Source organism: Pseudoalteromonas sp. S16_S37 (genome assembly GCF_014694405.1).
GTDB lineage: Bacteria > Pseudomonadota > Gammaproteobacteria > Enterobacterales > Alteromonadaceae > Pseudoalteromonas.
Window position 1 is genome coordinate 22,823 of the sequence record NZ_JAAUWV010000002.1, and the last position, 23,305, is coordinate 46,127.

Annotated in this window: 20 protein-coding genes; 7 read left to right on the forward strand and 13 right to left on the reverse strand. The window is 43.3% G+C overall.

Annotated features, from left to right (window positions below):
- Window positions 1-7 precede the first annotated feature (7 nt).
- The 12 genes from HC733_RS01110 to HC733_RS01165 form a co-directional block, all read right to left on the reverse strand.
- Window positions 8-1,972 (reverse strand): phage tail sheath C-terminal domain-containing protein, encoded by a 1,965-nt coding sequence (locus HC733_RS01110; RefSeq protein WP_190363217.1) that lies wholly within the window; start codon window positions 1,970-1,972, stop codon window positions 8-10.
- Window positions 1,973-2,019: 47 nt separating this feature from the next.
- Entirely contained in the window at window positions 2,020-2,835 is an 816-nt protein-coding gene (locus HC733_RS01115) for a hypothetical protein (protein ID WP_190363218.1), read from the reverse strand.
- Complete coding sequence (locus HC733_RS01120) at window positions 2,836-3,561, reverse strand: hypothetical protein (RefSeq protein ID WP_190363219.1); 726 nt, start codon at window positions 3,559-3,561, stop codon at window positions 2,836-2,838. It abuts the gene before it with no gap.
- Between the two features lie 83 nt (window positions 3,562-3,644).
- Window positions 3,645-4,277 carry a hypothetical protein gene (locus HC733_RS01125; protein WP_190363220.1) on the reverse strand — a complete coding sequence of 211 codons (633 nt, stop codon included), beginning with the start codon at window positions 4,275-4,277 and terminating at the stop codon, window positions 3,645-3,647.
- A 277-nt stretch (window positions 4,278-4,554) separates the two neighbouring features.
- Window positions 4,555-5,217, reverse strand: coding sequence for a winged helix-turn-helix domain-containing protein (locus HC733_RS01130; RefSeq protein WP_190363221.1), 663 nt, complete (start codon window positions 5,215-5,217; stop codon window positions 4,555-4,557).
- Between the two features lie 838 nt (window positions 5,218-6,055).
- Window positions 6,056-8,359 (reverse strand): DNA topoisomerase IV subunit A, encoded by a 2,304-nt coding sequence (gene parC / locus HC733_RS01135; protein ID WP_190363222.1) that lies wholly within the window; start codon window positions 8,357-8,359, stop codon window positions 6,056-6,058.
- A gap of 8 nt (window positions 8,360-8,367) precedes the next feature.
- Complete coding sequence (locus tag HC733_RS01140) at window positions 8,368-9,471, reverse strand: PQQ-dependent sugar dehydrogenase (protein WP_190363223.1); 1,104 nt, start codon at window positions 9,469-9,471, stop codon at window positions 8,368-8,370.
- 4 nt (window positions 9,472-9,475) lie between these two features.
- Window positions 9,476-11,371, reverse strand: a complete 1,896-nt coding sequence (gene parE, locus HC733_RS01145) for a DNA topoisomerase IV subunit B (protein WP_190363224.1) — start codon at window positions 11,369-11,371, stop codon at window positions 9,476-9,478.
- A 32-nt stretch (window positions 11,372-11,403) separates the two neighbouring features.
- Window positions 11,404-11,970: a YqiA/YcfP family alpha/beta fold hydrolase gene (locus tag HC733_RS01150; RefSeq protein ID WP_190363225.1), complete on the reverse strand. Its 567-nt coding sequence runs from the start codon at window positions 11,968-11,970 to the stop codon at window positions 11,404-11,406.
- A complete protein-coding gene (locus tag HC733_RS01155; RefSeq protein ID WP_190363226.1) occupies window positions 11,955-12,728 on the reverse strand; it encodes a metallophosphoesterase in 774 nt (257 codons plus the stop codon). Before HC733_RS01155 ends, HC733_RS01150 begins: the two co-directional genes overlap by 16 nt.
- Window positions 12,715-13,170 (reverse strand): DUF1249 domain-containing protein, encoded by a 456-nt coding sequence (locus tag HC733_RS01160; protein WP_190363227.1) that lies wholly within the window; start codon window positions 13,168-13,170, stop codon window positions 12,715-12,717. The genes HC733_RS01155 and HC733_RS01160 overlap by 14 nt, the downstream gene beginning before the upstream one ends.
- Before the next feature lie 21 nt (window positions 13,171-13,191).
- Complete coding sequence (locus HC733_RS01165) at window positions 13,192-13,809, reverse strand: NUDIX domain-containing protein (protein ID WP_190363228.1); 618 nt, start codon at window positions 13,807-13,809, stop codon at window positions 13,192-13,194.
- A gap of 221 nt (window positions 13,810-14,030) precedes the next feature.
- On the opposite strand from HC733_RS01165, the gene tolC reads away from it, so the two are divergent.
- From tolC to HC733_RS01180, 3 genes are all read left to right on the forward strand, one after another.
- Window positions 14,031-15,380, forward strand: coding sequence for an outer membrane channel protein TolC (gene tolC / locus HC733_RS01170; RefSeq protein WP_190363229.1), 1,350 nt, complete (start codon window positions 14,031-14,033; stop codon window positions 15,378-15,380).
- Window positions 15,381-15,485: 105 nt separating this feature from the next.
- On the forward strand, window positions 15,486-16,412 hold the full coding sequence (lpxL, locus tag HC733_RS01175; RefSeq protein ID WP_190363396.1) for an LpxL/LpxP family Kdo(2)-lipid IV(A) lauroyl/palmitoleoyl acyltransferase: 927 nt from the start codon (window positions 15,486-15,488) through the stop codon (window positions 16,410-16,412).
- Window positions 16,413-16,426: 14 nt separating this feature from the next.
- Window positions 16,427-17,101 (forward strand): TcpQ domain-containing protein, encoded by a 675-nt coding sequence (locus tag HC733_RS01180; protein ID WP_190363230.1) that lies wholly within the window; start codon window positions 16,427-16,429, stop codon window positions 17,099-17,101.
- Between the two features lie 61 nt (window positions 17,102-17,162).
- Here the strand turns inward: HC733_RS01180 and glnE are convergent, their stop codons facing one another.
- On the reverse strand, window positions 17,163-19,967 hold the full coding sequence (gene glnE, locus HC733_RS01185) for a bifunctional [glutamate--ammonia ligase]-adenylyl-L-tyrosine phosphorylase/[glutamate--ammonia-ligase] adenylyltransferase (RefSeq protein WP_190363231.1): 2,805 nt from the start codon (window positions 19,965-19,967) through the stop codon (window positions 17,163-17,165).
- A gap of 81 nt (window positions 19,968-20,048) precedes the next feature.
- Between glnE and HC733_RS01190 the strand changes: the two genes are divergently transcribed.
- The 4 genes from HC733_RS01190 (at window position 20,049) to gshB (ending at window position 23,291) form a co-directional block, all read left to right on the forward strand.
- Window positions 20,049-20,942: a DUF350 domain-containing protein gene (locus HC733_RS01190; protein WP_190363232.1), complete on the forward strand. Its 894-nt coding sequence runs from the start codon at window positions 20,049-20,051 to the stop codon at window positions 20,940-20,942.
- Window positions 20,943-20,972: 30 nt separating this feature from the next.
- On the forward strand, window positions 20,973-21,446 hold the full coding sequence (locus HC733_RS01195; RefSeq protein ID WP_190363233.1) for a hypothetical protein: 474 nt from the start codon (window positions 20,973-20,975) through the stop codon (window positions 21,444-21,446).
- Window positions 21,447-21,549: 103 nt separating this feature from the next.
- Window positions 21,550-22,284, forward strand: a complete 735-nt coding sequence (gene rsmE / locus HC733_RS01200; protein WP_190363234.1) for a 16S rRNA (uracil(1498)-N(3))-methyltransferase — start codon at window positions 21,550-21,552, stop codon at window positions 22,282-22,284.
- A 50-nt stretch (window positions 22,285-22,334) separates the two neighbouring features.
- A complete protein-coding gene (gshB, locus tag HC733_RS01205) occupies window positions 22,335-23,291 on the forward strand; it encodes a glutathione synthase (RefSeq protein ID WP_190363235.1) in 957 nt (318 codons plus the stop codon).
- Window positions 23,292-23,305: the final 14 nt, after the last annotated feature.

Here is a 23,305-nt window from a genome sequence, read left to right on the forward strand (position 1 = left end):
TTTACTCCTATGCTGCTGGTAAGGTTTTTTGACCAATATTGATAATGACGAACTCAGCAGGAAAAACTGGCGCAATTCCAATATCAATATTGAGATAGCCATCGCGTCGCTGCGCTGGAGGATTATTTTCAGCATCAATTTTTACAAAGAACGCTTGCTCAGCTGAATCTCCGAAAAATGCCCCTTCACGCCATAAAGTTGTTAAGAATGCAGTAATGTTTCGGGTCAAAATACCCCACAACTTTGGAGTGTTGGGTTCAAATACGACCCAGCGCAAACTCTCTTTAAGCGACTGCTCAACAAATATAAATAGACGCCGAACGCTCAGATATTTCCATTCGCTTCCTTCACCAGCGGTGGTTCTAGCGCCCCAAATGCAAGGGCCAGTGCCAGGAAAACTTCTAATATTATTAATGCCGCTGCTATTGAGCAGGCCTAATGTTGTTTCTGTAACTCTTACTTCTTCACTTAAAGCCATTGCTATGCGTCCATCACGGATGCCTGCGGCCGGTTTGTAAACCCCCACACTGGCATCAGTCGCTGCATAATTACCAGCAACCGCGCCTGATGGTGGCATTAACAGTGTTTTAGCTACATTATCTTGCGAATCACTATCGGATGAAAAATAAAGCGCGGGGTTAGGTACTTGAATATATGGGTAGTAAACTGCCCCAAAACCTTTGTAGCCAGTCAGTTGGTTAACCGCAACAAACCCCGTCGTGCTGTTACCAAGTTGCGTCGGATGGTTATAGTTGGCGTCAGAGTGCGGTACATCAGCAATAAAGAAACAGTCTTGTTTGGTGGTCGCACAAAAGTTAAATACGTACTTCATTGCGGTTGTTAAATCACTCGCAGGGACCAAGCATAAATCAGGAATAACTATTAAATTAACATCATCAATAACTTCAAAGCACTCTAACCCTGCTTGCAACGTGCTCCACAGTGAGTCATCGCCTCCCCCACCAGGGTTACCTCCCCCACCACCAGGGTTGCCGCCCCCACCATTTTGTGGGTCAACGCCGCCTGTAAGATGTGTCTCAGGAAAAGTACTAAGTGGATCAGTACTATCAGATGGCGATACGGTAGCGACCGTAATCGGTATGCTCTGCTCATTGTTAACAATGGTAATTACATCACCATAGGTCCGCGCCACGCCACCAACAATGGCGCCATTAACCTTGAAGTTAAACGGTGACATGGCTGAGCGCTGATAGATCTCAACGGTAATTTGATTCCCTGCCACTCCTTTTTGTTTGGCCGTAACGAGGAGCTTACCGTCTATCGTCAGTGATGCCGCTGCGCCATCTTTACTGTCAACCCCTCCTTGAAGCGAGGTTGGTGCCTGTGTCTTGAGCTTCGTATCATTTTGCCCTGATAAGACTGTAACACTAACGCTACTCTTTGCGTTTGCATTTACGCTGTCGGCGAGAGCTTGTGCATTATTGCCACTACCAACCATATCACCAGCAACCTTTAGTTGCGCAGCCGTACCTCTAATTGTTATTGAGACAGAAATTGCATTACCCGCAGACCCTGGTTGCTTCGCAGTCACCGTGATGGCGTTTTGGATTTCAACACTGGCCGCGACTGCCGCGTCGGTTTGTGCTTGTTGTTGCTCAGCAGCTTGCTTTGCCGCAGCGGCTTGTGCTGCCGCAGCTTGTTCAGCTGCAGTCGGCTGTGCAGGCTCAACATTCGTGTTAACGATGTAACATAGATTTCCCCCTTGCTGAAAAAAGGCATAGACAGCATAAGCAAGATAACTCTGAGGGTTTGGTGAGTCTGAGGTGATAGGAAAAAAATCACCAAAATTGCTTCTGAATTCAGTAAAGCTGGTTACCATCAACGCTTCAAGAGAGGGAGATTTAGTTGTCCCGGACCCTACAAATCCCGCTGTAGAGGTGCCAACACCAACAATGGATGGGGGGAGTTGTACTTCATTAATATACACGCCGGGTGCTTTATTGGTCGTCATTGCGATAAACCTCCTGTTGAGCATTACATAGTTGTTTATATAAATAGTTATTGAGAGGTCGCATTACTGGTGTCCTCTGTTTTATTTAACTGTCGGTACGAGACACTCGCGGCCGCCGTTTTGGTTTTAGACGCGTTAACAATCAGCACTGGTTGCCCTTGTTGCTGATCGACAGAAAAAGACAGCGTGTTGTTTCGAGTCGTCTTAATATTGTTATTATTATCAAATTCTTCTGGACCATTTACCGTGTAAACAAAATAGCTTTTACCTATAAACATGACAAAAATGGCCTCTTCAAAAGGAGCATGCAATAAGAGATATCCATGTTCACCGTCAACGGTCACGCCAGCACTTTGATATCGGGGAATTTGCGTGGTACTAAAATCCATTTTCAATGGGATCGTCGGTGTAGTACTTGCGCCATATAAATTCAGCTGCAAAATAGCATTCTCAGGTGCACTCACATTAGTAATCGTTAAGGGTTTACCTTGCCAGTTATTGAACCACTGTTGAGGGGAAGGGTCGCCGGCATCCAGATCTCGCATACTCAACTGATCATCAACGACAAAGCTATACTTTACATCGGCGCCAGCAAATTCCGTCGACTTGTTAGTCACCAACAACAACATTGTGGTGTTGAGACTTGCCTGTAAATGCGCTTTGTCGCCTTTTTTCAGTAACACCGACTCACCAGTAGCCAACAAAGTTTTGTTCTCTCCTGCTGCAGTATTATGCGACAAGCTCTCAGCAGGTAAGGAAAATGTATATAGCGCCAACAAAAGCACTGCAAGTAGACTTTTCTTGGCCGTTAAAAGAGCGCTCAAACATTTAAAAATATCGGCTTTTAACATAGCGAGACTCATTTAACCGCTGCCATAGTTTATTTGGCAAGTTGAAGGTTGTGGAGAAACATTAACTACAGCCAATGCCTGCCCCCACCAATTGTTTGAGATTTGATAGTAGTTATCTGGAATATACTTAACCTGTGATGCCACGTATTGATAAATACTTTGAGGCGGCTTACCTGTGGTTTTAATAGCGAGAAAACTTGCTGGGGCATTTCCTGTAAACAAAGCAATTAGCCCAGGTTCAGGGCAAGAAATGTATAACTGAGATAAACGTGCCTGAGTAATACCAATAGCAGACTCATATTGTTGCAATTCAAAAGGCGCATGTTCTGGCGTTAACAAGTAGCTCGCTTCACCTGCAAAACTAAAATAGCCAATCGTCAAAGTTGAAGGTACTGGGGAGCTATTTTTTATCCGCACAGCATTACCGTAAACATCTTTATTATATGGCCATAATACCGGCTGCCCCGCGGGTAGTTGTAGCGTTTCAACGCCACTGCCAGAGGTGACCACAACCTGTGATTGGGTATTTAATTGGTTTTCAATCGTGATAACTGGGTAGCGAACCGAATATAAAATTTGCGCGGCTTGGTTTTGTTTAAGCGTGACCGTACCATTAACTTTTAATGGCACTATCAAATCAGCGTTATTATCGCTGCTATTAGGCGTAGCATTGCTTCCACCATGCACACTGGCCTGTGAAGAAAAACTCAACAACCAAAAAAATAACCAGATATACACCCGAGTCCTACACTTCTTTGAATTTATAATTTGCATTGCTGCAGGCACACTATGATATGTGCCTGCACACAATATAGTGGCTCTTAGAACAAGCTAACTTGAACTGGCGTGCTACCATTTGAAATATTAACAACAGTAACACTCGCGCCACTGAAGTTAGTTCTGTTAGTGTAAGTACCATCAAGTTGAGTTTCTAAAACACCTTGATTTACAAGCTCTTTATATGGACCTTGTAATGAGTTACCATCCACGTTTACAGCCACAAATATTGGCAAGCTGCTACCGATAATGATACCTACAATTGCAGGCTCTGAGCATTTTACTGTTAATGTTTTAGGCTGAAGCGTTGTTCTGAAAGTTGTGTTTTCAAAACGAGTTAGCGAAGCATCACCAGATTGACATACATTTGGTTGAGCTGGCATGCCGAAATATCCAGCTTCAAATTCAGCAGCATTACGAACGCTACCGTTGTTTAAGCTAGCTGTATTGTTGTTCCAGTTAAACGATACTGGGTACGGAATTGGGAAACCAGCAGGTACTTCTGGAGTCTGAACGTCGTTACCGCCACTTTGAATAGTAAAGATAGCTGTATCGTTGTTTGGTTTAACAATAAAGAAGCTGCCGTCTGCAACATTTGAAGGGTTAGATGCAACACCAGTATCTGTATCTTGAAGAGTGGTTAATGCAGCATTCATGTTTAATGGTTTAGTGCTCATTGTCGTACCTTTATAAATTTAAGTTTAATTACATTAAGTGAAATTTAACTCATAAAAACTTTGAGTTATTTGAAGGGCATCCAGTAATTGCAGGTTACCGAACATTCCTTTCAGTCAACAAAGTAGATGTTAATCAGCGTTCAATACTCCCAGCTTACTTAACCTCAATCCTTGCCTGAACTAACTCTAACAAAACTTTTTTAGTACTACCTGACAAAACCTGATAATTGGGTCACATAAAGCTGACAAAAGCTGACGAGACAAAATGACTCGACAATTAGGTGATCGCTATATTCAACATCAGCTGATAACCCCTTCCTCGAGCGGCTTTAATCACCTCAGCATTCGGTGTTAATGGCTTTATTTTTCGACGTAAACGACTCACTATTGCTTCTAACTTTCGTTCATCATAGAAACGGAAATCCTGACCTAAGGATTCTGACAATGACTTTCGAGAAACAGGCTGCGGAGCAATCATCGCAAGCGTATGTAAAATAATGCCTTCACTGGAACTGAGGCTTATTTTGTCGCCTCCAGACAAACACAAAGTCCGCTTTGCCGTGCATAATCTGTGCTCGACTTCAGCCACCTGCGTTTCACATTCAACATGGCGACAAACCCCCTCTATCACAGCAATTAGCGCTTTAATATCGACTGGTTTTGTCAAACATAAAACCGTATTTGTGTTCTGAATGTCAGCTTGTTCTGAAGAGCTATTGGGCTCTATAAGTTGAATACATTTCACCTGCGACTTGGGTATATTGCACCAGTCCTCATTAGACAATTCGAGATCAATGATCAGTACATCAATGTGCCTCGACTTATCTTGCACTAGTTCATTTAACTCTGCGTATTCCGCTACTTGGTAGCCATACTTTTGCAATTGAGAACCATAGTCTATTTTTGTATTTTCTCTTCTAATTAAAGTAGCAACAAACATCAAATTCCCTCCTTGTATGTACCTTTAAGTTAACTAACTACCTACAAAAATATTTGATTGGATGAATTGACGCTCCTACAGTATTCGACCTTCTTACTTCATTGACCATGTGATCCCACTGATTAGGCGTATTCATATTTCTTTGATTACTACACACCAGCAGATACCTCTGCCGACCTACGAAGAAGGGCTGACGCACCAAGTGTGATTAGAGTTTGCTTTTAACTTGTTATCTGGAATGGCCTATCTGAATGGTTAGCTGGGATTAACAAGTAAAGCATAAATAAATTTAACAGGTAATTTACTTTTGACCAATTACGAGCCATTACACGTCACCTTCTTGTAAACTTTCTGGAACTTAGAGTGCAACTAAAGTTTACTTTGCAGTCGTTTTAAGCAAAAGTGTCCCTCTTTTCTCTCTGTGCCTTTAGTGGCATTTTTGAACGTATATCCATCAATAATTTCAATAAGATAAACAATTGAAGAAACCAAATGTTTCAAAACTCGAAACATCAATCTAACTACTACTTTGATTAGTAGGTAATATTTTCAGCGGGTGGTATCTTGATTTATAACAGCTGACAGAGATAGGATCGTCTACGGCTAAATAAATGGAAATATTAAAAGGTGGTTTATTTACAATAATCATTTTCTGCAAATAAGTTATTGCTTGTGCAGATTTGTATAGTTGAATAAACGTGAGAGCTGTAAACTTGCACAAACACAATATAGTACACACGCATTTGCTTTTAGTAACAAGTGTTCACTTACCAAGGCACTGTAAAAACAAAACGGCGCTTGTTGCGCCGTTTTTATGATTAAAAGCTGCTTTTAAGCGCTACTCATCGCTTTGCTCAAGTGGTGCCTCAGCTTCTTCAGATGCTAGTATTTTACTCTCAATCTCGTATTCATCTACACGTTGTAGGCCACGTGGTAGTTTATTACCTCTGCGGCCGCGCTCACCATAGTAGTGCTCTAAATCACTTGGTTTAAGAGTAAGTTTACGCTTACCTGCGTGTAGGGTCACTGAGCTACCTTCAGGTACACAAGCGAGTACTTTTACAAACTCTTCGCGAGCTTGAACCTTGGCACTCGGGATTGAGATAATTTTGTTACCCTTACCTTTGCCGAGTTTCGGCAAATCGCGTAGTGGGAACAACAGCATTCGGCCTTCGTTAGATATTGCCATACACATGTCGGTGGCTACATCATTAACAACGATAGGAGCCATGAGCTGTGCACCTTTTGGCACGCTCACAAGCGCTTTACCATTTTTGTTTTTACTCACTAAATCGTTAAATTCAGTAATAAAACCATAACCGCCATCGGTTGCCATGAGGTAAAGGGTTTTCTCATCCCCCATCACCACATGCTCAAAAATACACCCAGGCCCTAGATTAAAGCGCCCTGTCATCGGCTCACCTTGGCTTCGGGCAGATGGTAAGCTGTGTGCTTCGGTGGCAAAGGCACGACCTGAGGTATCTAAAAATACCGCTGGTTGATTACTGCGCCCTTTGGCTGAGGCCTTGTAGCTGTCGCCAGAGCGATAGCTTAAACCCTCAGCATCAATATCATGGCCTTTGGCAACCCGTGCCCAGCCTTTGTCAGAGAGCACAACCGTGACTGACTCAGATGGGATCAAGTCTTTTTCGCTTAACGCTTTGGCTTCTGAACGTTCAATCACTGGTGAGCGACGCTCATCACCATAAAGCTCTGCCGCTTCTTGAATTTCTTTTTTCATCAGCGTCGACATACGGCGCTCTGAACCCAATGTGAGCTCTAATTTATCGCGCTCAATACTAAGCTCCTCTTGCTCACCACGAATTTTCACTTCTTCTAACTTGGCTAAGTGACGTAGTTTTAAATCAAGAATGGCTTCGGCTTGCTTGTCTGATAAGCTAAAGCGCGCAATCAGCTCTTCTTTTGGTTTGTCTTCGGTACGGATAATTTCAATTACTTCGTCGATATTTAAAAAGGCAATCATTAAACCTTCTAAAATATGCAAACGTGCCAATACCTTATCTAAACGATATTGCAAACGACGGCGTACTGTTTCGCGGCGGAATATTAACCACTCAGATAAAATCTGAAGTAAGTCTTTAACCTTAGGGCGGCCATCCAAGCCAATCATGTTAAGGTTTACGCGATAGCTTTTTTCTAAGTCGGTGGTGGCAAATAAATGCGCCATTAATGGCTCAAGCTTCACCCGATTTGAACGCGGTACAATCACGATACGCGTTGGGTTTTCGTGATCCGACTCATCACGTAAGTCAGCCACCATAGGCAGCTTTTTCGCGGTCATTTGCGCGGCAATTTGCTCTAGCACTTTGGCGCCTGAACACTGATGCGGTAAAGCTGTGATCACAATATCACCTTGCTCTTCCGTATACACTGCGCGCATTTTGATAGAGCCACGACCTGTGGTGTAAATCTTTTGGATCTCAGACTTAGCCGTGATTATTTCAGCATCGGTTGGATAGTCTGGTGCCTGCACTACTTCTAGTAGCTCTTCTAGAGATGTTTTAGGTTGGTCAAGCAACATACAACACGCCGTTGCCAACTCTCTCACGTTGTGTGGCGGTATATCAGTGGCCATACCTACCGCAATACCCGTTACACCGTTGAGCAAAATATGCGGTAAACGGGATGGCAACACTTTTGGCTCATCCATTGTGCCATCAAAATTTGGTGTCCAATCAACGGTGCCTTGACCCAGCTCTTTAAGCAACACCTCTGAGAACTTAGACAAACGCGCTTCGGTATAACGCATCGCAGCAAATGATTTAGGGTCATCAGCTGCACCCCAGTTACCTTGGCCATCCACCAAAGGATAACGATAAGAGAACGGCTGTGCCATTAACACCATGGCTTCGTAGCAGGCGCTGTCACCGTGAGGGTGATACTTACCGAGTACGTCACCCACGGTACGGGCTGATTTTTTATATTTTGCGGCGGCTGATAAGCCCAACTCGCTCATGGCATACACGATACGACGCTGTACCGGTTTTAAGCCATCACCAATGTGTGGCAATGCCCGGTCCATGATCACATACATGGAGTAGTTTAAGTAGGCGTCTTCGGTAAAACGCCCCATCGTTTGTTGTTCAATCCCCTGTAAAGACAAGGTTTGAGGATCAGTCATGTAACACCCTATTTATTGTGATAGCGAACGCGATATATCGCATTAGCAAAATCGTCCGACACTAACAAGCTGCCATCGGCAAGCTCGGCAAATGCAACCGGTCGACCCAAGGTTTGTTCTTTATCTAAAAAGCCACTAATGAAAGGCTCGTAGGCGGCTATTTCGCCTTCTTTGATGGTGGCCATCATCACTCTATATCCCACTTTTTTACTGCGATTCCACGAGCCATGCTCTGCCACCAGCAGTTTATTGTGCATATTTTTGGCAAACTGTTTGCCACGATAAAAATGGATACCCAATGGCGCTACATGAGCCTGTAATGCCAATTTAGGCGCAGCATATTTTTGCATATCCGCAAGGGTTTTATCTTTACCAAACTCGGGGTCTAACACGCTGCCACCGTGTACGTAAGGAAAACCAAAATGTTCACCATTAAAACTCACACGGTTTATTTCATCAGGTGGGATATCATCCCCCATCATGTCGCGGCCATTATCTGAAAACCACAAAGCGCCACTTTGTGGATTGATATCAAACCCAACCGAATTACGCACCCCTTGCGCTATGGTGGTGAGCTTTTTAGTCTGTAAATTCAGCGAAAAAATACGTCCAAAGCGCTCATCTTCAGCACACACGTTACACGGCACACCAACAGGTATTAGTAATTCGCCGTCGTCGTTAAAGCGAATAAACTTCCAACCATGATGGCGCTCTGTGGGCAGCTCATCAAACACCACTTCAAAACTGGGTTTTGGCAGTTGTTTGTCGATGTTTTTAAAACGGATAACACGATGCACTTCGGCGACATATAAATCTCCGTTATGCAAAGCAATACCCGAGGGCATATTTAACCCTTGTGCTAGCACGATTTTTCTATCTGCAACGCCATCTTGATTGTTATCAATTAACGCGTAGAGATTGCCCGCCTTGCGCGAGCCTGCATACACCACTCCCGATTTAGAGACCGCCAACTGCCTTGCATTGTCTACGTTTTTAGCAAAATAGCTGATCTCGTACCCTTTAGGTAAGGCTAATCGCTCAAGCAATTCATCGGCGGCAATACTAAACGTTGAGCAAACTAAACTGGCGGTAATCAGTGCATAACGAAGCATGAGCTTACACCTCAACCTGCGCTTTATCACCGTGGTTTTCAAGCCACTCTTTACGGTCGCCAGAGCGTTTTTTAGCAAGTAGCATATCCATCATCTCCATGGTGTGCTCCTGATCGTCTAAAGTCAGCTGTACTAAACGACGCGTATTTGGGTCCATGGTGGTTTCACGAAGCTGCAGAGGGTTCATTTCACCCAAACCTTTAAAGCGTTGTACATTCACTTTACCGCGCTTATTTTCAGCTTCGATCCTGTCTAATACGCCTTTTTTCTCGTCTTCATCCAAAGCGTAATACACTTCTTTACCCACATCGATTCTAAACAGCGGTGGCATGGCTACGTACACATGCCCGTGTTTAACCAAGGTCGGGAAGTGACGAACAAATAGCGCGCACAATAACGTTGCGATGTGTAATCCGTCCGAGTCCGCATCGGCAAGAATACAAATTTTGCCGTAGCGCAAACCTGATAGGTCATCGGAGTCAGGGTCAATCCCCAAGGCAACCGAAATATCGTGTACTTCTTGAGAGGCGAGGATCTGACCTGATTCAACTTCCCAAGTATTTAATATCTTACCGCGTAAAGGCATGATCGCCTGAAACTCTCTGTCTCGCGCTTGTTTAGCCGAGCCGCCAGCAGAGTCACCCTCTACCAAAAACAACTCAGAACGCTCTGTTTCACTGCCTGAACAGTCGGTCAGTTTGCCCGGTAATGCAGGGCCAGAAGTGACTTTTTTACGAACCACTTTTTTAGCTGCACGCAGTCGCTTTTGCGCGTTACTGATACATAGCTCTGCTAATAATTCGGCGGTATCTGTGTGCTCGTTCAGCCATAGACTGAATGCATCTTTAACAATACCCGATACAAAGGTTGCGCAAGAACGTGATGACAGTTTCTCTTTGGTTTGCCCAGCAAACTGTGGGTCTTGCATTTTTACCGATAAAACGTAACTACATTTGTCCCAAATATCATCAGGGGTTAGCTTGATACCTCTGGGTAATAAATTACGAAACTCACAAAACTCGCGCATTGCTTCTAGTAGACCTTGTCTTAGGCCATTCACATGCGTACCGCCTTGTGCGGTAGGGATTAAGTTTACGTAGCTTTCGGTGATTGACTCGCCGCCTTCTGGCAACCAATGCAGTGCCCAATCAACACCTTCTGTAGAGCCACTAAAACTGCCTGTAAACGGATCTTTTGGCAATACTTCATAGCCTTGAGCGCTGTCTTTTAAATAATCTTCAAGTCCCGCCTCGTAGTACCACTCTTGCGTTTCTTTGGTTTGTTTGTTAACAAAACGAATACGAAGGCCAGGGCATAATACCGCTTTGGCTTTTAGAACATGATTGAGTTTAGTCAGAGAAAAGTTGGCGGAGTCAAAATAGCTGGCATCTGGCCAAAAATGCACTGATGTACCCGTGTTACGCTTGCCTACGGTGCCTGTTACTTCAAGGTCTTGTACTTTATCGCCATGCTCAAATGCCATTTCATACACTTGGCCATCACGCTTGACGGTGATCTCCACGCGTCTCGATAAAGCGTTTACAACCGAAATACCCACACCGTGCAAACCACCAGAGAACTGATAGTTCTTGTTCGAAAACTTACCACCTGCGTGCAGCTTGGTCAGGATCAACTCAACCCCTGGTACGCCTTCTTCAGGGTGAATATCAACAGGCATACCACGACCATCATCGATAACTTCCAAAGAGTTATCTTCATGCAAAATCACATCAATTTTAGTTGCATGACCGGCGAGCGCCTCATCCACACTGTTATCAATTACCTCTTGACCCAAATGGTTTGGTCGAGTGGTGTCAGTGTACATGCCAGGACGACGTTTTACCGGCTCTAAACCATTTAAAACCTCAATGGCTTCGGCGTTATAATTTTGCTCGCTCATAGGTAGATTCTTTTTATTTAATTCGTTCTGTTTTACGTGATTTTAAGAAAATTGACAACCGTGTCAAAGTAACGTTGAAAGTCCATAAAACTATGATCGCCAGCAAAATCTATCCGTTGCTGGCACGCTTGATAATATTGCAGCGCTTGCTGATAAGGGAGGACTTCATCGCCCATTTGCTGCAAAAGCATCAATAATTCTGGTTTTGTTAACTGCGCCACATATAACTGCTTAAGCGCATGCACATGTTCGTGCTCTAAATGATAATGTATTTGCTGGTAAGGATTATACTGCGCTCCCAAATAATCCGCCAATAATTCAAAGGGTCGCACTGCTGGGTTGATAACCACCGCGGGTAAATTGTACTGCTGTGATAGATAAGTGGCATAAAAACCACCTAAAGAGCTGCCCAGCAACACCGTTTGCTCATTAATAACCGACTCCAACTGCATGATTGCAACGCGCGGGTCAAAATGTAATCGAGGCGTTATATATTCACATGACAATGGTTGCTGCGCTAGCCAAGCGCCAAATTGCTGAGCTTTAGCTGATAACTCTGAACTATTAAAACCATGAATATAAATTACCCTTTTAACCATACCACCTCAGTAGTCAATGTGTCGCTATCAATATTAATTCGCCGCCATGCAGGCCCTAAGTCTTGTTGCTGCCAATGTGCTGTAGCTTTAGTAAATTGGATGGAGGTTGCTGGCGTGGCAAACACATCTAGTGCTCTAAAATGTTGATGGTAATCATGGTGTACATGACCATGGAATAACGCGATAACGTTGCCACTTTCTACCAACATATTGAGAAGCTGCGGGCCATTTTCCAACATGTGCTTATCCAGATACCCCTGAATAGGCAGCGGGTGATGATGGCAAAATACCAAGGCTTTTTTTGCAGAGCTATTTAAAATGTCTTTGGCGCACGCTAAATGATGTTCATCGCACCACCCAGCAGGCGTTTGCCCTTTGGAATTGAGTAATAAAATATCAATTTGCTCTGTGCATAGATGTTTTGCACTGTGTATTTGACCGCCGCTAATATGGTTTAGCAGCTCAATTTCATCATGATTGCCAGGCACCCAAAACACCGGACACGTTAAACCCGACTCGCCAATCAGCTGGGCAAATAATGAATAAGACGCCACCGTATGATCTTGCGTCAAATCGCCACCAAAGATCACGCCATCCAAGTGCTCTTTGGCAAGCTGTGATAATACATCACGTAAGTATTGCGCCGTATTCACTTCAAAATATAGGCCATGGGTATCTGAAAAAAGGTGACAATCGGTGATATGTGCAAGTTTCAGTGTTGGCTGTTTAAATGTGTACTTTTGCTTAAACCAAGCCATTATTGACATCCCAATTGAGCGGTACTTTACCGCTTTCAAGACAGGCCATTAGCCAATCAGCCAAAAACGCATTTACTTGATATTTTTCGTCTTTTTGATGCATTTTAGGATTTGGATAACGATAAGATGGCTTTATGCGTTGATGATAATCATGATGAACTACCTCAGCGACTTTAGCATCGTGATATAAGCGTACTTCAAGATGCAAACTAGGAAAAAACACACTGCCATTAGAGGTTTGCTTAATAGTAATGTCGGTGGTGTACTTTGCGCAGCCGTGCACTTCAATCACATAATGCACATTAGCCAGCTCTATTGCTCTTTGCGCACCATGTTCTTCAGGCGGCAACAACTTAAGTGCGCGCAAGTAATTACGCTCACACAAAGTGATGTACTTTGGTAAGGACTGAACATAATCACGTGCAAGGGCTATATCACTCAAAGTTACACCTCAACTTATCTACTACACCCACTGAGCGAGCACTTTTTCTTTATTAAGCGCTAGCCATTGTAAACTAATCACTGTTGCCGCGTTATCAATTTCACCGCTTTGCAAAAGGTCGATTGCTTGTGCATAGGGTATCACATGACTTTTAATATCTTCACCTTCGCTTTCTAAACCAAAAATACCACCGGCTTGTGACAAGTCTGCTTTAGCTAAATATAAGTAAATGCGCTCAGTTGTGCCACCAGGGCTAGAAAGGTATGACGTCATATACTGTAACTCACCCAATGCTAAACCTGCCTCTTCCAAAGCCTCTTTACGGGCAACGTCTTCGTATTGTTCGCTCCCCTGTGCCATACCAGCTATACACTCTAACAACCAAGGGGATGATTTACTGGCCATAGCACCTATGCGGATCTGCTCAATCAACAATACAGAGTCTGAAGATGGATCATAGGGTAGAACCGCAACAGCATGGCCTCGCTCTAAAATTTCTCGACAAATTGTTTGCGACATACCACCTGCAAACAAAGCATGGCGAAATTGATAAAGCTGTATTTTAAAAAAACCATTAAAAATGGTATCGACCGACTCCAATGTTACATCTTGATTATCAAAGCATGTGATTGATGACATTATTTACATCCTAATTTTTTACAGGGGGGGTTTAAATTGTAATCAACTACCCCCATGATAGTGGCTCTGACTATTCTCAAACGTCTTTATCATAAGATAAAGGCCTGTATTATATTCTGTTACATTTGTTGGTGTTGATTTACGTTTAAACTTTTTCGTTCTGAAAAAAAACAAGGTAACATGCGTTTAATACAAAAAGTTGTCTAAGGACTGAACGAACGATGAAAAAAAGCTTATTATCTCTGTTAGTTGGCCTATCATGTGCGCTAACTTCAAATCTGTCGCACGCCGAAGATTTACTTCAAGTATACGACATTGCAACTGCAAACGATCCTACGGTGCTAAAAGCAAAAGCACAGGCCGACGCGCAAAAGTTCGCGCAAGAGCAAGCCTTAGGCGTTTTACTTCCGCAACTTGGTTTTGAATCAAGTTATAGCCAAACGGATGTTGATGGCCATGGCATAGGCAGTGAAAATGATACCTCTGGCTACACATCTTACAATGCTTTCGAAGATACTTTTAGCCGCTCAATTGCATTGCAGCAAACCATTTTTAATATGTCTTCATGGCAAAATTTAGACATTGCTAAAAAACAAGCAATGCAGGCCTTGACGCAATATGAGTTAACTCAGCAAGAGCTAGTTGTACGTATTGCTCAAGGTTACTTCGATGTACTGAGCGCATTAGATAACCTTGAATTTGTGCAAGCAGAAAAGCGTGCTATTGAGCGCCAGCTTGAGCAAACAAAACAACGTTACGAAGTAGGTCTAACAGCCATTACCGATGTACACGAAGCGCAAGCGCAATTTGACCAATCAGTCGCTAATGAAATTGTGGCTACAAACGATGTTGAAACAGCGCGTGAAGCACTACGTACCATCACAGGTAAATATCACACTAAGCTAGATTCACTTAATACAAAAACATTCTCAACGGTATCGCCAAGCAAGCAAGCCACTGACTTTGTTACCGTTGCAAAAGAGAAGAACCTATCTCTTGCGCTTGCAAAAGCAAGCCTTGATATTGCTGAAGATCAGATTGAGCTAGCCAAAGCGGGACATTATCCAACGGTCAACTTGAATGCGTCTTACACTGACTCATTGCAAGACTCTAATGGCTCATTACTTAAACCTCGTGGCGATAGAACGAATGTTAGCCTCACATTAAACGTGCCTATCTACACTGGTGGCCAAACTATGGCGGCAACGGAGCAAGCTCGCGCATTATATGTGGGTGCAAGCCAAGATTTAGAAGCAAGCATGCGTGAAGTAACGCGCTCTGTTATAACTTCTTACAATCAGGTGATGTCTAACGTAGCTACGTATCGCGCACTAGAACAAGCGGTAGTATCTGCAGAAAGTGCGTTGCAAGCCACTGAAGCTGGTTTTGAAGTAGGTACACGTACTATTGTTGACGTACTTGTTAGCACGCAAAATCTATATAACGCTAAGCGAAACCTCGCTAACTTACGTTATCAATATGTGCTATCTTCACTGCGTTTGAAACAAGCGACGGGTACACTATCTCGTAGCGATTTAGAAGCAATTAATAAAGGCTTAGTTCAAAGCTAATCCTACTTATGCTTATTAAAGTAAAAAGCCGACTCGATGTCGGCTTTTTGTATTTTTAAGCACTTGCGATAAACTAACGCCATTATGCAGTAAGAGATAATGTACGTGGTAACAGCCCCTACTTTTAAATGGTCGTTTTTAGCTCCCCGCTATTGGTTAACTTGGATTGGTGTTTTATGTTTGTACCTAATTTCTTGGTTGCCCCAGCGGATACAGTTTTTCTTAGGAAAATTACTTGGCCGTTTAGTGCATAGATTTGTGCAAAAACGCCGCCACATAGCGCAAGTAAACGTCGCTTTATGTTTTCCACATTTAAGCGAACAGCAACGCGCTGACATGGTGTTAAAAAACATGGAGAATACCGGTATAGCAACACTTGAAACCGGCATGGCTTGGTGGTGGCCACAATGGCGAGTAAATAGAGTCATTGGCTCAATAGAAGGCCTTGAGTTGGTAGAAAACATTCAACGTCAAGGTAAAGGCGTGCTGCTGCTAGTGCCACATATGCTACACTTAGAAATGCTCAGCCGCGTGTTAGGCACTAAACAACAAGGTATCGGTTTTTACAGACCACATAACAATCCGCTTATGGAATATTTTATGACCAAGGGACGCTTGCGTTCGAATGAAACCTTGATCACTAAGCGCGACGTTAAAGGCCTATTACAAGCACTAAAGAATAAAAAAATGTGTTATTACCTGCCAGATCAAGATTATGGACGTAACCGCTGCGAATTCACCTCATTTTTTGCGGTACCTGATGCAGCCACAACCACTGGTACGTTGCTATTTTCATCTAGTAGAAATTGTGAAACACTCAGTTTAAGTGGCACAAGAGATGCAAGCGGTAAATATCATTTAAAAATCTACCCTGCGTTAACTGATTTTCCTAGTGAAGATGCCAAGCAGGATGTAACCCGTGTAAATCAACGCATGGAACAATCCATAATGCTAGCACCAGAGCAATATATGTGGTTGCACAGACGTTTTAAAACTCGGCCCGATGAAAACGCGCCGTCTTATTACAGCTAAGTCTATTTATGGTTATGAAAAAAAATAATAGAAGTCGACCTAAGCGTCAAACAGCGCCTCCGCCGCCCCCACCTCCAGTGCGGAGTAAAAAGACAGCCAAACAAGTGTCTGCAGCTTGGTTTTGGGTCAAACATTTGTCGTTGGCATTCATTCTGATTTTATCAGCGTACTACTTTTTGTTTGGTGCTATGCCAAAAATGAGTGTCAGCACAACCGCAAATGTCGCAGCTCAAGGGTTTTCACAATTCTATGAAAGCTTCCGTAACAGTACTTCTAGTAGAGATACTGAGCGTGCCAAGTTTGTGATTGAACTTGGTGACCCATCATTTCGTATCAACGAAGCACTCAAAGACCGAGAGCGAGTTGTTAAAGCTTCCAGCCAACGCTGGACGGGGGAACATCAACCTAGACGTTTTGAATCTGGAGATACCCTAAAAAGTGTGCTTGCTGACTACGCACGCCAAGAAAATGTAGAGCTATTTTGGTACTTAGATAAAGACTATGTTGTAAAACAGAACTTTCGTGTCGATAGCAACTTTTTATCTGCACTGTACCAAGTTGGTCGCGCCATCAACGACGATTTTGAGAATGAAATATATACCTTTTTCTGTCATCGCCAACGCGCAGCGGTGATCACCGAAAAACCAACTCTTTTTGTTCGAGATAATTGTCGAAAACTAACCAACTAATGTCTTAGCGAGTCGTGACCTTTAAGGTCACGACATGGGCTTATTCAATATAGCGGCTTAGCTACTTTGCTAATGTTGCCTCAAAGATCTCAGTTACTTTCTGTGTCATCGCATGTATTTGCTTATCCTTGGCAACACACTTTCCTTGGCGATTTAAACTCAGGTTATGATAAAGCTCACGGAAAAAACAATATGCTTCACTTAGCACCGTCTGCTCTTGTTCACTCAAAATACCTAACTTACTTGCACAAGCTAAGATACGCACATTATCAGTATGCTCAGCCATTTCGGGGTAACGCTGGGCATAGTGTAAAACCAGATATTGCACGATAAATTCAATATCTGTCATCCCCCCGAGTCCCTGCTTTAAATCAAACAACTCGTCGCTGTCTTTGCTCAGATGATTGCGCATTTTTTCTCGCATAGAGGTCACGTCTTCCAATAGCTTGTCGTGCTCTCGTGGCAGCTCTAATATGTTAGCGCGTATTTGCATAAAGCGCTCTCGCATGTCTTGCTGTCCATATACAAGCCTTGCCCTAACGATTGCTTGATGCTCCCACGTCCAAGCCTGCTGCAATTGATATTGGTAATAGCTTTCTAAGTTAATCGCTAATAATCCCGAATTACCTTCAGGACGTAAGCGCGTATCCAGCTCATATAAGATGCCCGACGCAGTTCTTGTATTGAACAAATGCATTAAACGCTGTGCTAACTTAAGATAGAACTGGCGAGATGAAATCGCCTTTTCTCCATTGGTATAACTATCGCCATCGCGATTGTGCACAAATACCAAGTCTAAATCCGAATCATAGCCAAGCTCCCAGCCACCCGCTTTTCCATAAGCAATAACGGCAAACCCTTTGGCATCTTCATGGCTACCTTGTGGTTGCCCGTAGCGTTCTGTCATCTGCAGCCAAGCTAAGTTAACGGATTGTTCGATGATAGCTTCCGCCAGCGCAGTCAAGTGATCGCTTACCTTCATTATACTAAGCACATCAGTTGCATCAGCCGCAGCAATACGTAACTGATGTGTTTGTTTAAACTGCCGCAACGCTTCCATTTGCTGCTCAAGATCATGCTGCTCTATACGCAAAAAATATTGTCTTATTTCTAGCTTGTAAGCATTCAAGGGCAGTGGCTTATAAAGCGCAGCTGGGTCTAATAATTCATCCAGTAGAATAGGATATTTGGCAATATGCTCGGCGATCCATTGGCTGTGTGAGGTTAAGAAGAGCAGCTGTTTTAACGCCCCTTGATTTTCATATAAGAGCTCAAGATAAGCCGTTCTTGATACCACGGTTGCAACTATGTTTAAAACTCGGCTCAATACATTACCGCTTAAGCTGAGTTCTGCCGCTTGCTGTAATAAGCAAGGCATTAACTTATCGAGAATATCCGCGCCACGAGCACCAACTTTGCGCTTAGTCAACGCTCCTTTAAACTCCTGTAATGCCTCCTGCCAAGGCTCTACCTGCTCTTCGTTAACTTTACCTACGAGCTGCTCTGTATCTCCTTCCAGCCACAAATAAGTGTATGCTTCATCTGACTGAGTATGCTCTAAAGGCTCATCCCCTATCACTTGACTAAACTCATCACGAATCTTGGTCATGCGGTTTTGCAATATAGCTAAACATTCATCGAAGTTTTTCGCGCCCATCAAGGTCACTAATCGAGCTTGAGATACCGCACTATCGGGTAAAGTTTGAGTTTGCTGATCATCAAACGCCTGCAAGTATTGCTCTATTTTTCTAAGGTACAGATAGTTATCTTGCAATGAGTGAACGATATTTGGGGGGATCACCTCTAGCGCTTTTAACTGGCTTAATGCATTAAGTATTGAAGGTGTTTGCAAACTGGTGTCTCGACCACCGCGGATCATCTGTAGCGCTTGCACTATAAACTCTACTTCTCGAATACCACCGGCACCAAGCTTTATGTTGTTCACAAGCCCCTTGCGTCTTACTTCTTGGGCTATCATATGCTTCATTTTGCGAAGTGAATCAATCACCGAAAAATCAATGTATCGACGATATACAAAAGGCCGTAGCATGTTGTAAAACGCTTGCCAATGTTGCGTTTGCTGCCCAAGCAAACGAGCTTTAAGCATCGCGTAACGCTCCCATTCACGCCCCTGGTCTTGATAATAATCTTCCATCGCCGACAAACTCATCACCAAAGGCCCGCTGTCACCAAAAGGACGTAAACGCATATCGACCCTAAATACTTGGCCATCGACGGTCACCTGATTGAGTGCACAAATCAGTTTTTGTGCGACCTTGGTATAGAAAACTTGTGCTTCAACACTTTTACGCCCCACTTGTGTTGAGACATTTCGTGGATAGCAAAAAATCAAATCAATATCAGATGAAAAGTTCAGTTCTGCACCGCCGAGCTTGCCCATGCCGATAACCATCATCGCCAGAGCTTCACCTGACTCATCAAGTGGTGTGCCACATTGCTTAACCGTTTGTGCAAATGCCCAGCGATTGGCAGCATCAATTAGTCGCTCAGAAAGCGCTGAAATATAGCGGATGCTATCTGCAATATCATTGCCCTTTACCAAATCTAGCCACATTACCTTTAGCCAATAACGCTGCCTGTATTTTCGCAGTAACCTAAAACAGTCACTTTCACTCAAAGCGGTTAAATCGTCTGTTAATGGAAAGGGTACATCTCGATTTTTCATTTGCTCTTCATCAAGCAACCAATTCGCGAGTTCTGGCGATTGCTGCAACACTCGATAAGCAAAATCACTCATAGCAAGTAAACGTAGCAGTTCAGGCTTTGCCGGGTGCTCGCACCTTAGTGTTTGCCAACGCTCTTGGGCAAGTTGAGCCAAGTTAGTGGGTAAAGCGACGTCATGCATAAAAAATCTCCATAGCTATATGGCTCAATGAGTTGGGAGTCGTTATAGTAACAATATCTAAAATTTACCAGTAGAGCGAATATGACCTATTTGTCGCTAGCCAACATTAATTTTTTTGCTATTTTGTCGAGTTTTGTTGTTATTTGTCTTGTTGTTACGTTTTTGCGCCTACAAGTTCAGTACCGAGCAAAACAAGCGCTGCAAGAAGAGCTGGCCAAACGGGACAATTTTGCGCTGGGGATCAGTTACGCATCGCAAATTTCAGTGATAGCATTTAGTGTTGCGTATTTTTTTAACGACATAAAATACGCCAGCGCCATTGCGCAGCCGCTGCGCGCTCTATTTGTATTGTCGCTCATTCTGATATTTATTTGTTTTGGTCAATATATACATCGAAAATGGATTTTGTATCAGTTCAATGAAGAGCAAGCCATTTTAAAACAAAATATTTGTGCAGCTTTAGTTGACTCAGGCATGCTCATTGCCAACGGTATTTTGGTACTTGGCTTATACCATTGGGTACACCCACAAGGTATTAGTGACTTGCTTGTGGTTTGCTCGAGTTTTTTACTACTACAGGGGTTATTTGCACTAGATAGCAAATTTAGAGAAAGTCGTTTTGCTAGGGTCAACCAAGGCGCTTCGCTGCAGCAAAACTTTAGTTTAGACAATATATCTATCGGCATTCGATACGCAGGTAAAACCATAGGCCTAGCCCTTGCTATCTACGCGGGCTTACACAGCGCTCAATACCATGGCGCGATGATAGTAGAAAACCTGTTTTCGGTTGTGTTGCACTGTGGTTTGATGTGGATATTGCTCTATGCGGGTAGTTTTGCGCTGGTATATTTATCGTTGCCTAAAGTTGACATTGGCCTTGAAGTTGACCATCAAGATAATATCGGAATTGCTTGCATAGAATTTGCGATTTTCGCATCAATGGGCTATCTACTTATTAATACATTTTCTGTGTAGCTGTTGGATAAGGCTGCACAAGGTGGAGCCATGCCCCTCAAGCTTGATAACTTTCTTTTAGTTGACAGTAACAAAGAGTTCAGCCGGGAATATGCTGAATATCTAAAGAAACACTCAGGTAATAAAGAGAGCCAGTTGATCGCAGCTGGAGATAACACTCGACACCTACTAAAGATGATGTTTGATAATTTAATCAAAGATTATTGTTATTGCGATTTTGCAAATGAAATCAGCGTATCTGAACTTTCCAGTTATCTTAATGAGCATCATAAAGTCAGCGGTGTGCTTATTTCTAATGTTGACTACGAGTTAGCGAGTAAAGACCAGCAATTTATTTTTAATTCACTACATCCCGTGCGCTACCTGTTAGAACAAACACAAGATGGCGCTTTCACTTACAAAAAAATAACCGACACAGCCAATGTCAATCACCTGACATGTAATGGGGCTTTGCCCGCTGTGGGCGAGGATATAGAAGCCTCACTGTGTAAATTAGATACATAAAAGGCATTTAATTGCGCAAACTCCCCTCACTGGTCATTAGAAACTAGACGCTGAGAAGGCAAAACTTTACTATTGCAACATTGCTATTTCTTGTAGGCCAGTTATGCGTATACCTCATATTTACCAATCTTCAGAGCTCTCTTTAAACAATCAAGTTATCTTAGACGACGATGCCGCAGGCCATATTGCTCGAGTATTGAGAATGCAAGCAGGTGACAAAGTCTCGCTGTTTAATGGTAAAGGGGGCGAATACCTCAGTGAAATTGTTGAAGTTTCAAAGAAAAAAGTGGTTGTTCAACCTATTGAATTTGTTAATCATAACTGTGAATCACCGCTCAAAATTCATCTGGGTCAGGGAATATCTCGCGGTGATAAAATGGACTTTACCATTCAAAAATCAGTGGAACTGGGGATAACAGAAATCACACCATTGTTCACTACGCGCTGTGGCGTCAAGCTCTCTGGAGAACGACTCGCGAAAAAGCATGCGCAATGGCAAAAAATAGCCATTGCTGCAGCCGAACAATCTGGCCGAAACACGATTACCGTAATACATCCGCCTGTAGATATAAACGTTTGGCTAGCACAATCTTCGGATGAGCTAAAATTAACCTTACATCCACGCGCTGAACATAGTATCAAAACTTTACCAGTCCCTGACAATGGGGTGCGCTTTATTGTTGGCCCAGAAGGCGGGTTCACTGACGAAGAAATGCAAGCAACCAGCGAGCAAGGCTTTATTGATGTACGTTTAGGTCCGCGTGTTTTAAGAACGGAAACTGCTGCATTGACCGTATTAAGTGCTTTACAACTACAGTTTGGTGATTTAGCCCTTTAATTTGCAAAGCGCGGCCCCCATAGTTAATAAAAACAGTATAAAGGTGATGCATGGCTATAAAATTAGGGATCATTAGCGATCCAATTAGTGGATTCAACATTAAAAAAGACACTGGGTTTGCAATGATGATGGCAGCCCAAAAGCGTGGCTATGAGTTGTATTACATGGAGATGGGCGACCTATTTTTATATCAAGGTAGTGCCAAAGCAAGCGCTGCAAAAGCCAAAGTATTTGATGACGTAAACCATTGGTATGAGCTAGAACAGAAGCGAGAAATTGATTTATCTGATTTAGACGTTATCTTAATGCGCAAAGATCCCCCCTTTGATACTGAGTATATTTACGCGACGTATATTTTGGAACGTGCTGAACAAGCGGGCAGCTTAGTGGTAAACAAGCCGCAGAGCCTGCGTGATGCCAATGAAAAACTCTTTACCGCTTGGTTTAGTGAACACACACCAGATACGCTGGTAACGCGTTCACAAGCGCAAATTAGAGAGTTTTTAACAAAGCATCAAGACATCATCCTTAAACCACTCGATGGGATGGGTGGAGCCTCTATTTTTAGGGTAAAACACGATGACCCAAATATTGGTGTGATCTGTGAAACACTCACCGAGCATGGTCAGCGTTTCGCGATGGCACAACAGTATATTCCTGAAATAAAACAAGGAGATAAACGTGTCTTAGTGGTCGATGGTGAAGTTGTGCCTTACTGTTTAGCACGTATTCCCCAAGGTGGCGAAACACGCGGTAACCTTGCTGCTGGCGGGCGTGGTGAAGCGCGTCCAATTAGTGATGACGACTTGCGCATCGCTCAGGCCGTTGCCCCGACTTTGAAAGAGAAAGGTTTACTGTTTGTTGGCCTTGATATTATCGGTAACAAACTGACTGAAATAAACGTAACAGCCCCAACTTGTGTTAAAGAAATAGAAGCGGCGTACGATATTTCAATTATGGACATGTTTTATGATGCGATAGAAGCAAAACTCGCCCATACTAAGTAAAACGATTTCGGGGT

Excerpts from the sequence above, each read along its gene's own strand:
- HC733_RS01150 (WP_190363225.1), bottom strand. The coding sequence starts at position 11,970 with ATGGTTAAAAGGGTAATTTATATTCATGGTTTTAATAGTTCAGAGTTA.
- HC733_RS01155 (WP_190363226.1), bottom strand. The coding sequence starts at position 12,728 with ATGGCTTGGTTTAAGCAAAAGTACACATTTAAACAGCCAACACTGAAA.
- HC733_RS01130 (WP_190363221.1), bottom strand. The coding sequence starts at position 5,217 with ATGTTTGTTGCTACTTTAATTAGAAGAGAAAATACAAAAATAGACTAT.
- HC733_RS01180 (WP_190363230.1), top strand. The coding sequence starts at position 16,427 with ATGAAAAAAAATAATAGAAGTCGACCTAAGCGTCAAACAGCGCCTCCG.
- HC733_RS01140 (WP_190363223.1), bottom strand. The coding sequence starts at position 9,471 with ATGCTTCGTTATGCACTGATTACCGCCAGTTTAGTTTGCTCAACGTTT.
- parE (WP_190363224.1), bottom strand. The coding sequence starts at position 11,371 with ATGAGCGAGCAAAATTATAACGCCGAAGCCATTGAGGTTTTAAATGGT.
- HC733_RS01190 (WP_190363232.1), top strand. The coding sequence starts at position 20,049 with ATGACCTATTTGTCGCTAGCCAACATTAATTTTTTTGCTATTTTGTCG.
- gshB (WP_190363235.1), top strand. The coding sequence starts at position 22,335 with ATGGCTATAAAATTAGGGATCATTAGCGATCCAATTAGTGGATTCAAC.
- HC733_RS01115 (WP_190363218.1), bottom strand. The coding sequence starts at position 2,835 with ATGAGTCTCGCTATGTTAAAAGCCGATATTTTTAAATGTTTGAGCGCT.
- glnE (WP_190363231.1), bottom strand. The coding sequence starts at position 19,967 with ATGCATGACGTCGCTTTACCCACTAACTTGGCTCAACTTGCCCAAGAG.
- HC733_RS01110 (WP_190363217.1), bottom strand. The coding sequence starts at position 1,972 with ATGACGACCAATAAAGCACCCGGCGTGTATATTAATGAAGTACAACTC.
- rsmE (WP_190363234.1), top strand. The coding sequence starts at position 21,550 with ATGCGTATACCTCATATTTACCAATCTTCAGAGCTCTCTTTAAACAAT.
- tolC (WP_190363229.1), top strand. The coding sequence starts at position 14,031 with ATGAAAAAAAGCTTATTATCTCTGTTAGTTGGCCTATCATGTGCGCTA.
- HC733_RS01195 (WP_190363233.1), top strand. The coding sequence starts at position 20,973 with ATGCCCCTCAAGCTTGATAACTTTCTTTTAGTTGACAGTAACAAAGAG.
- parC (WP_190363222.1), bottom strand. The coding sequence starts at position 8,359 with ATGACTGATCCTCAAACCTTGTCTTTACAGGGGATTGAACAACAAACG.
- HC733_RS01125 (WP_190363220.1), bottom strand. The coding sequence starts at position 4,277 with ATGAGCACTAAACCATTAAACATGAATGCTGCATTAACCACTCTTCAA.
- HC733_RS01165 (WP_190363228.1), bottom strand. The coding sequence starts at position 13,809 with ATGTCATCAATCACATGCTTTGATAATCAAGATGTAACATTGGAGTCG.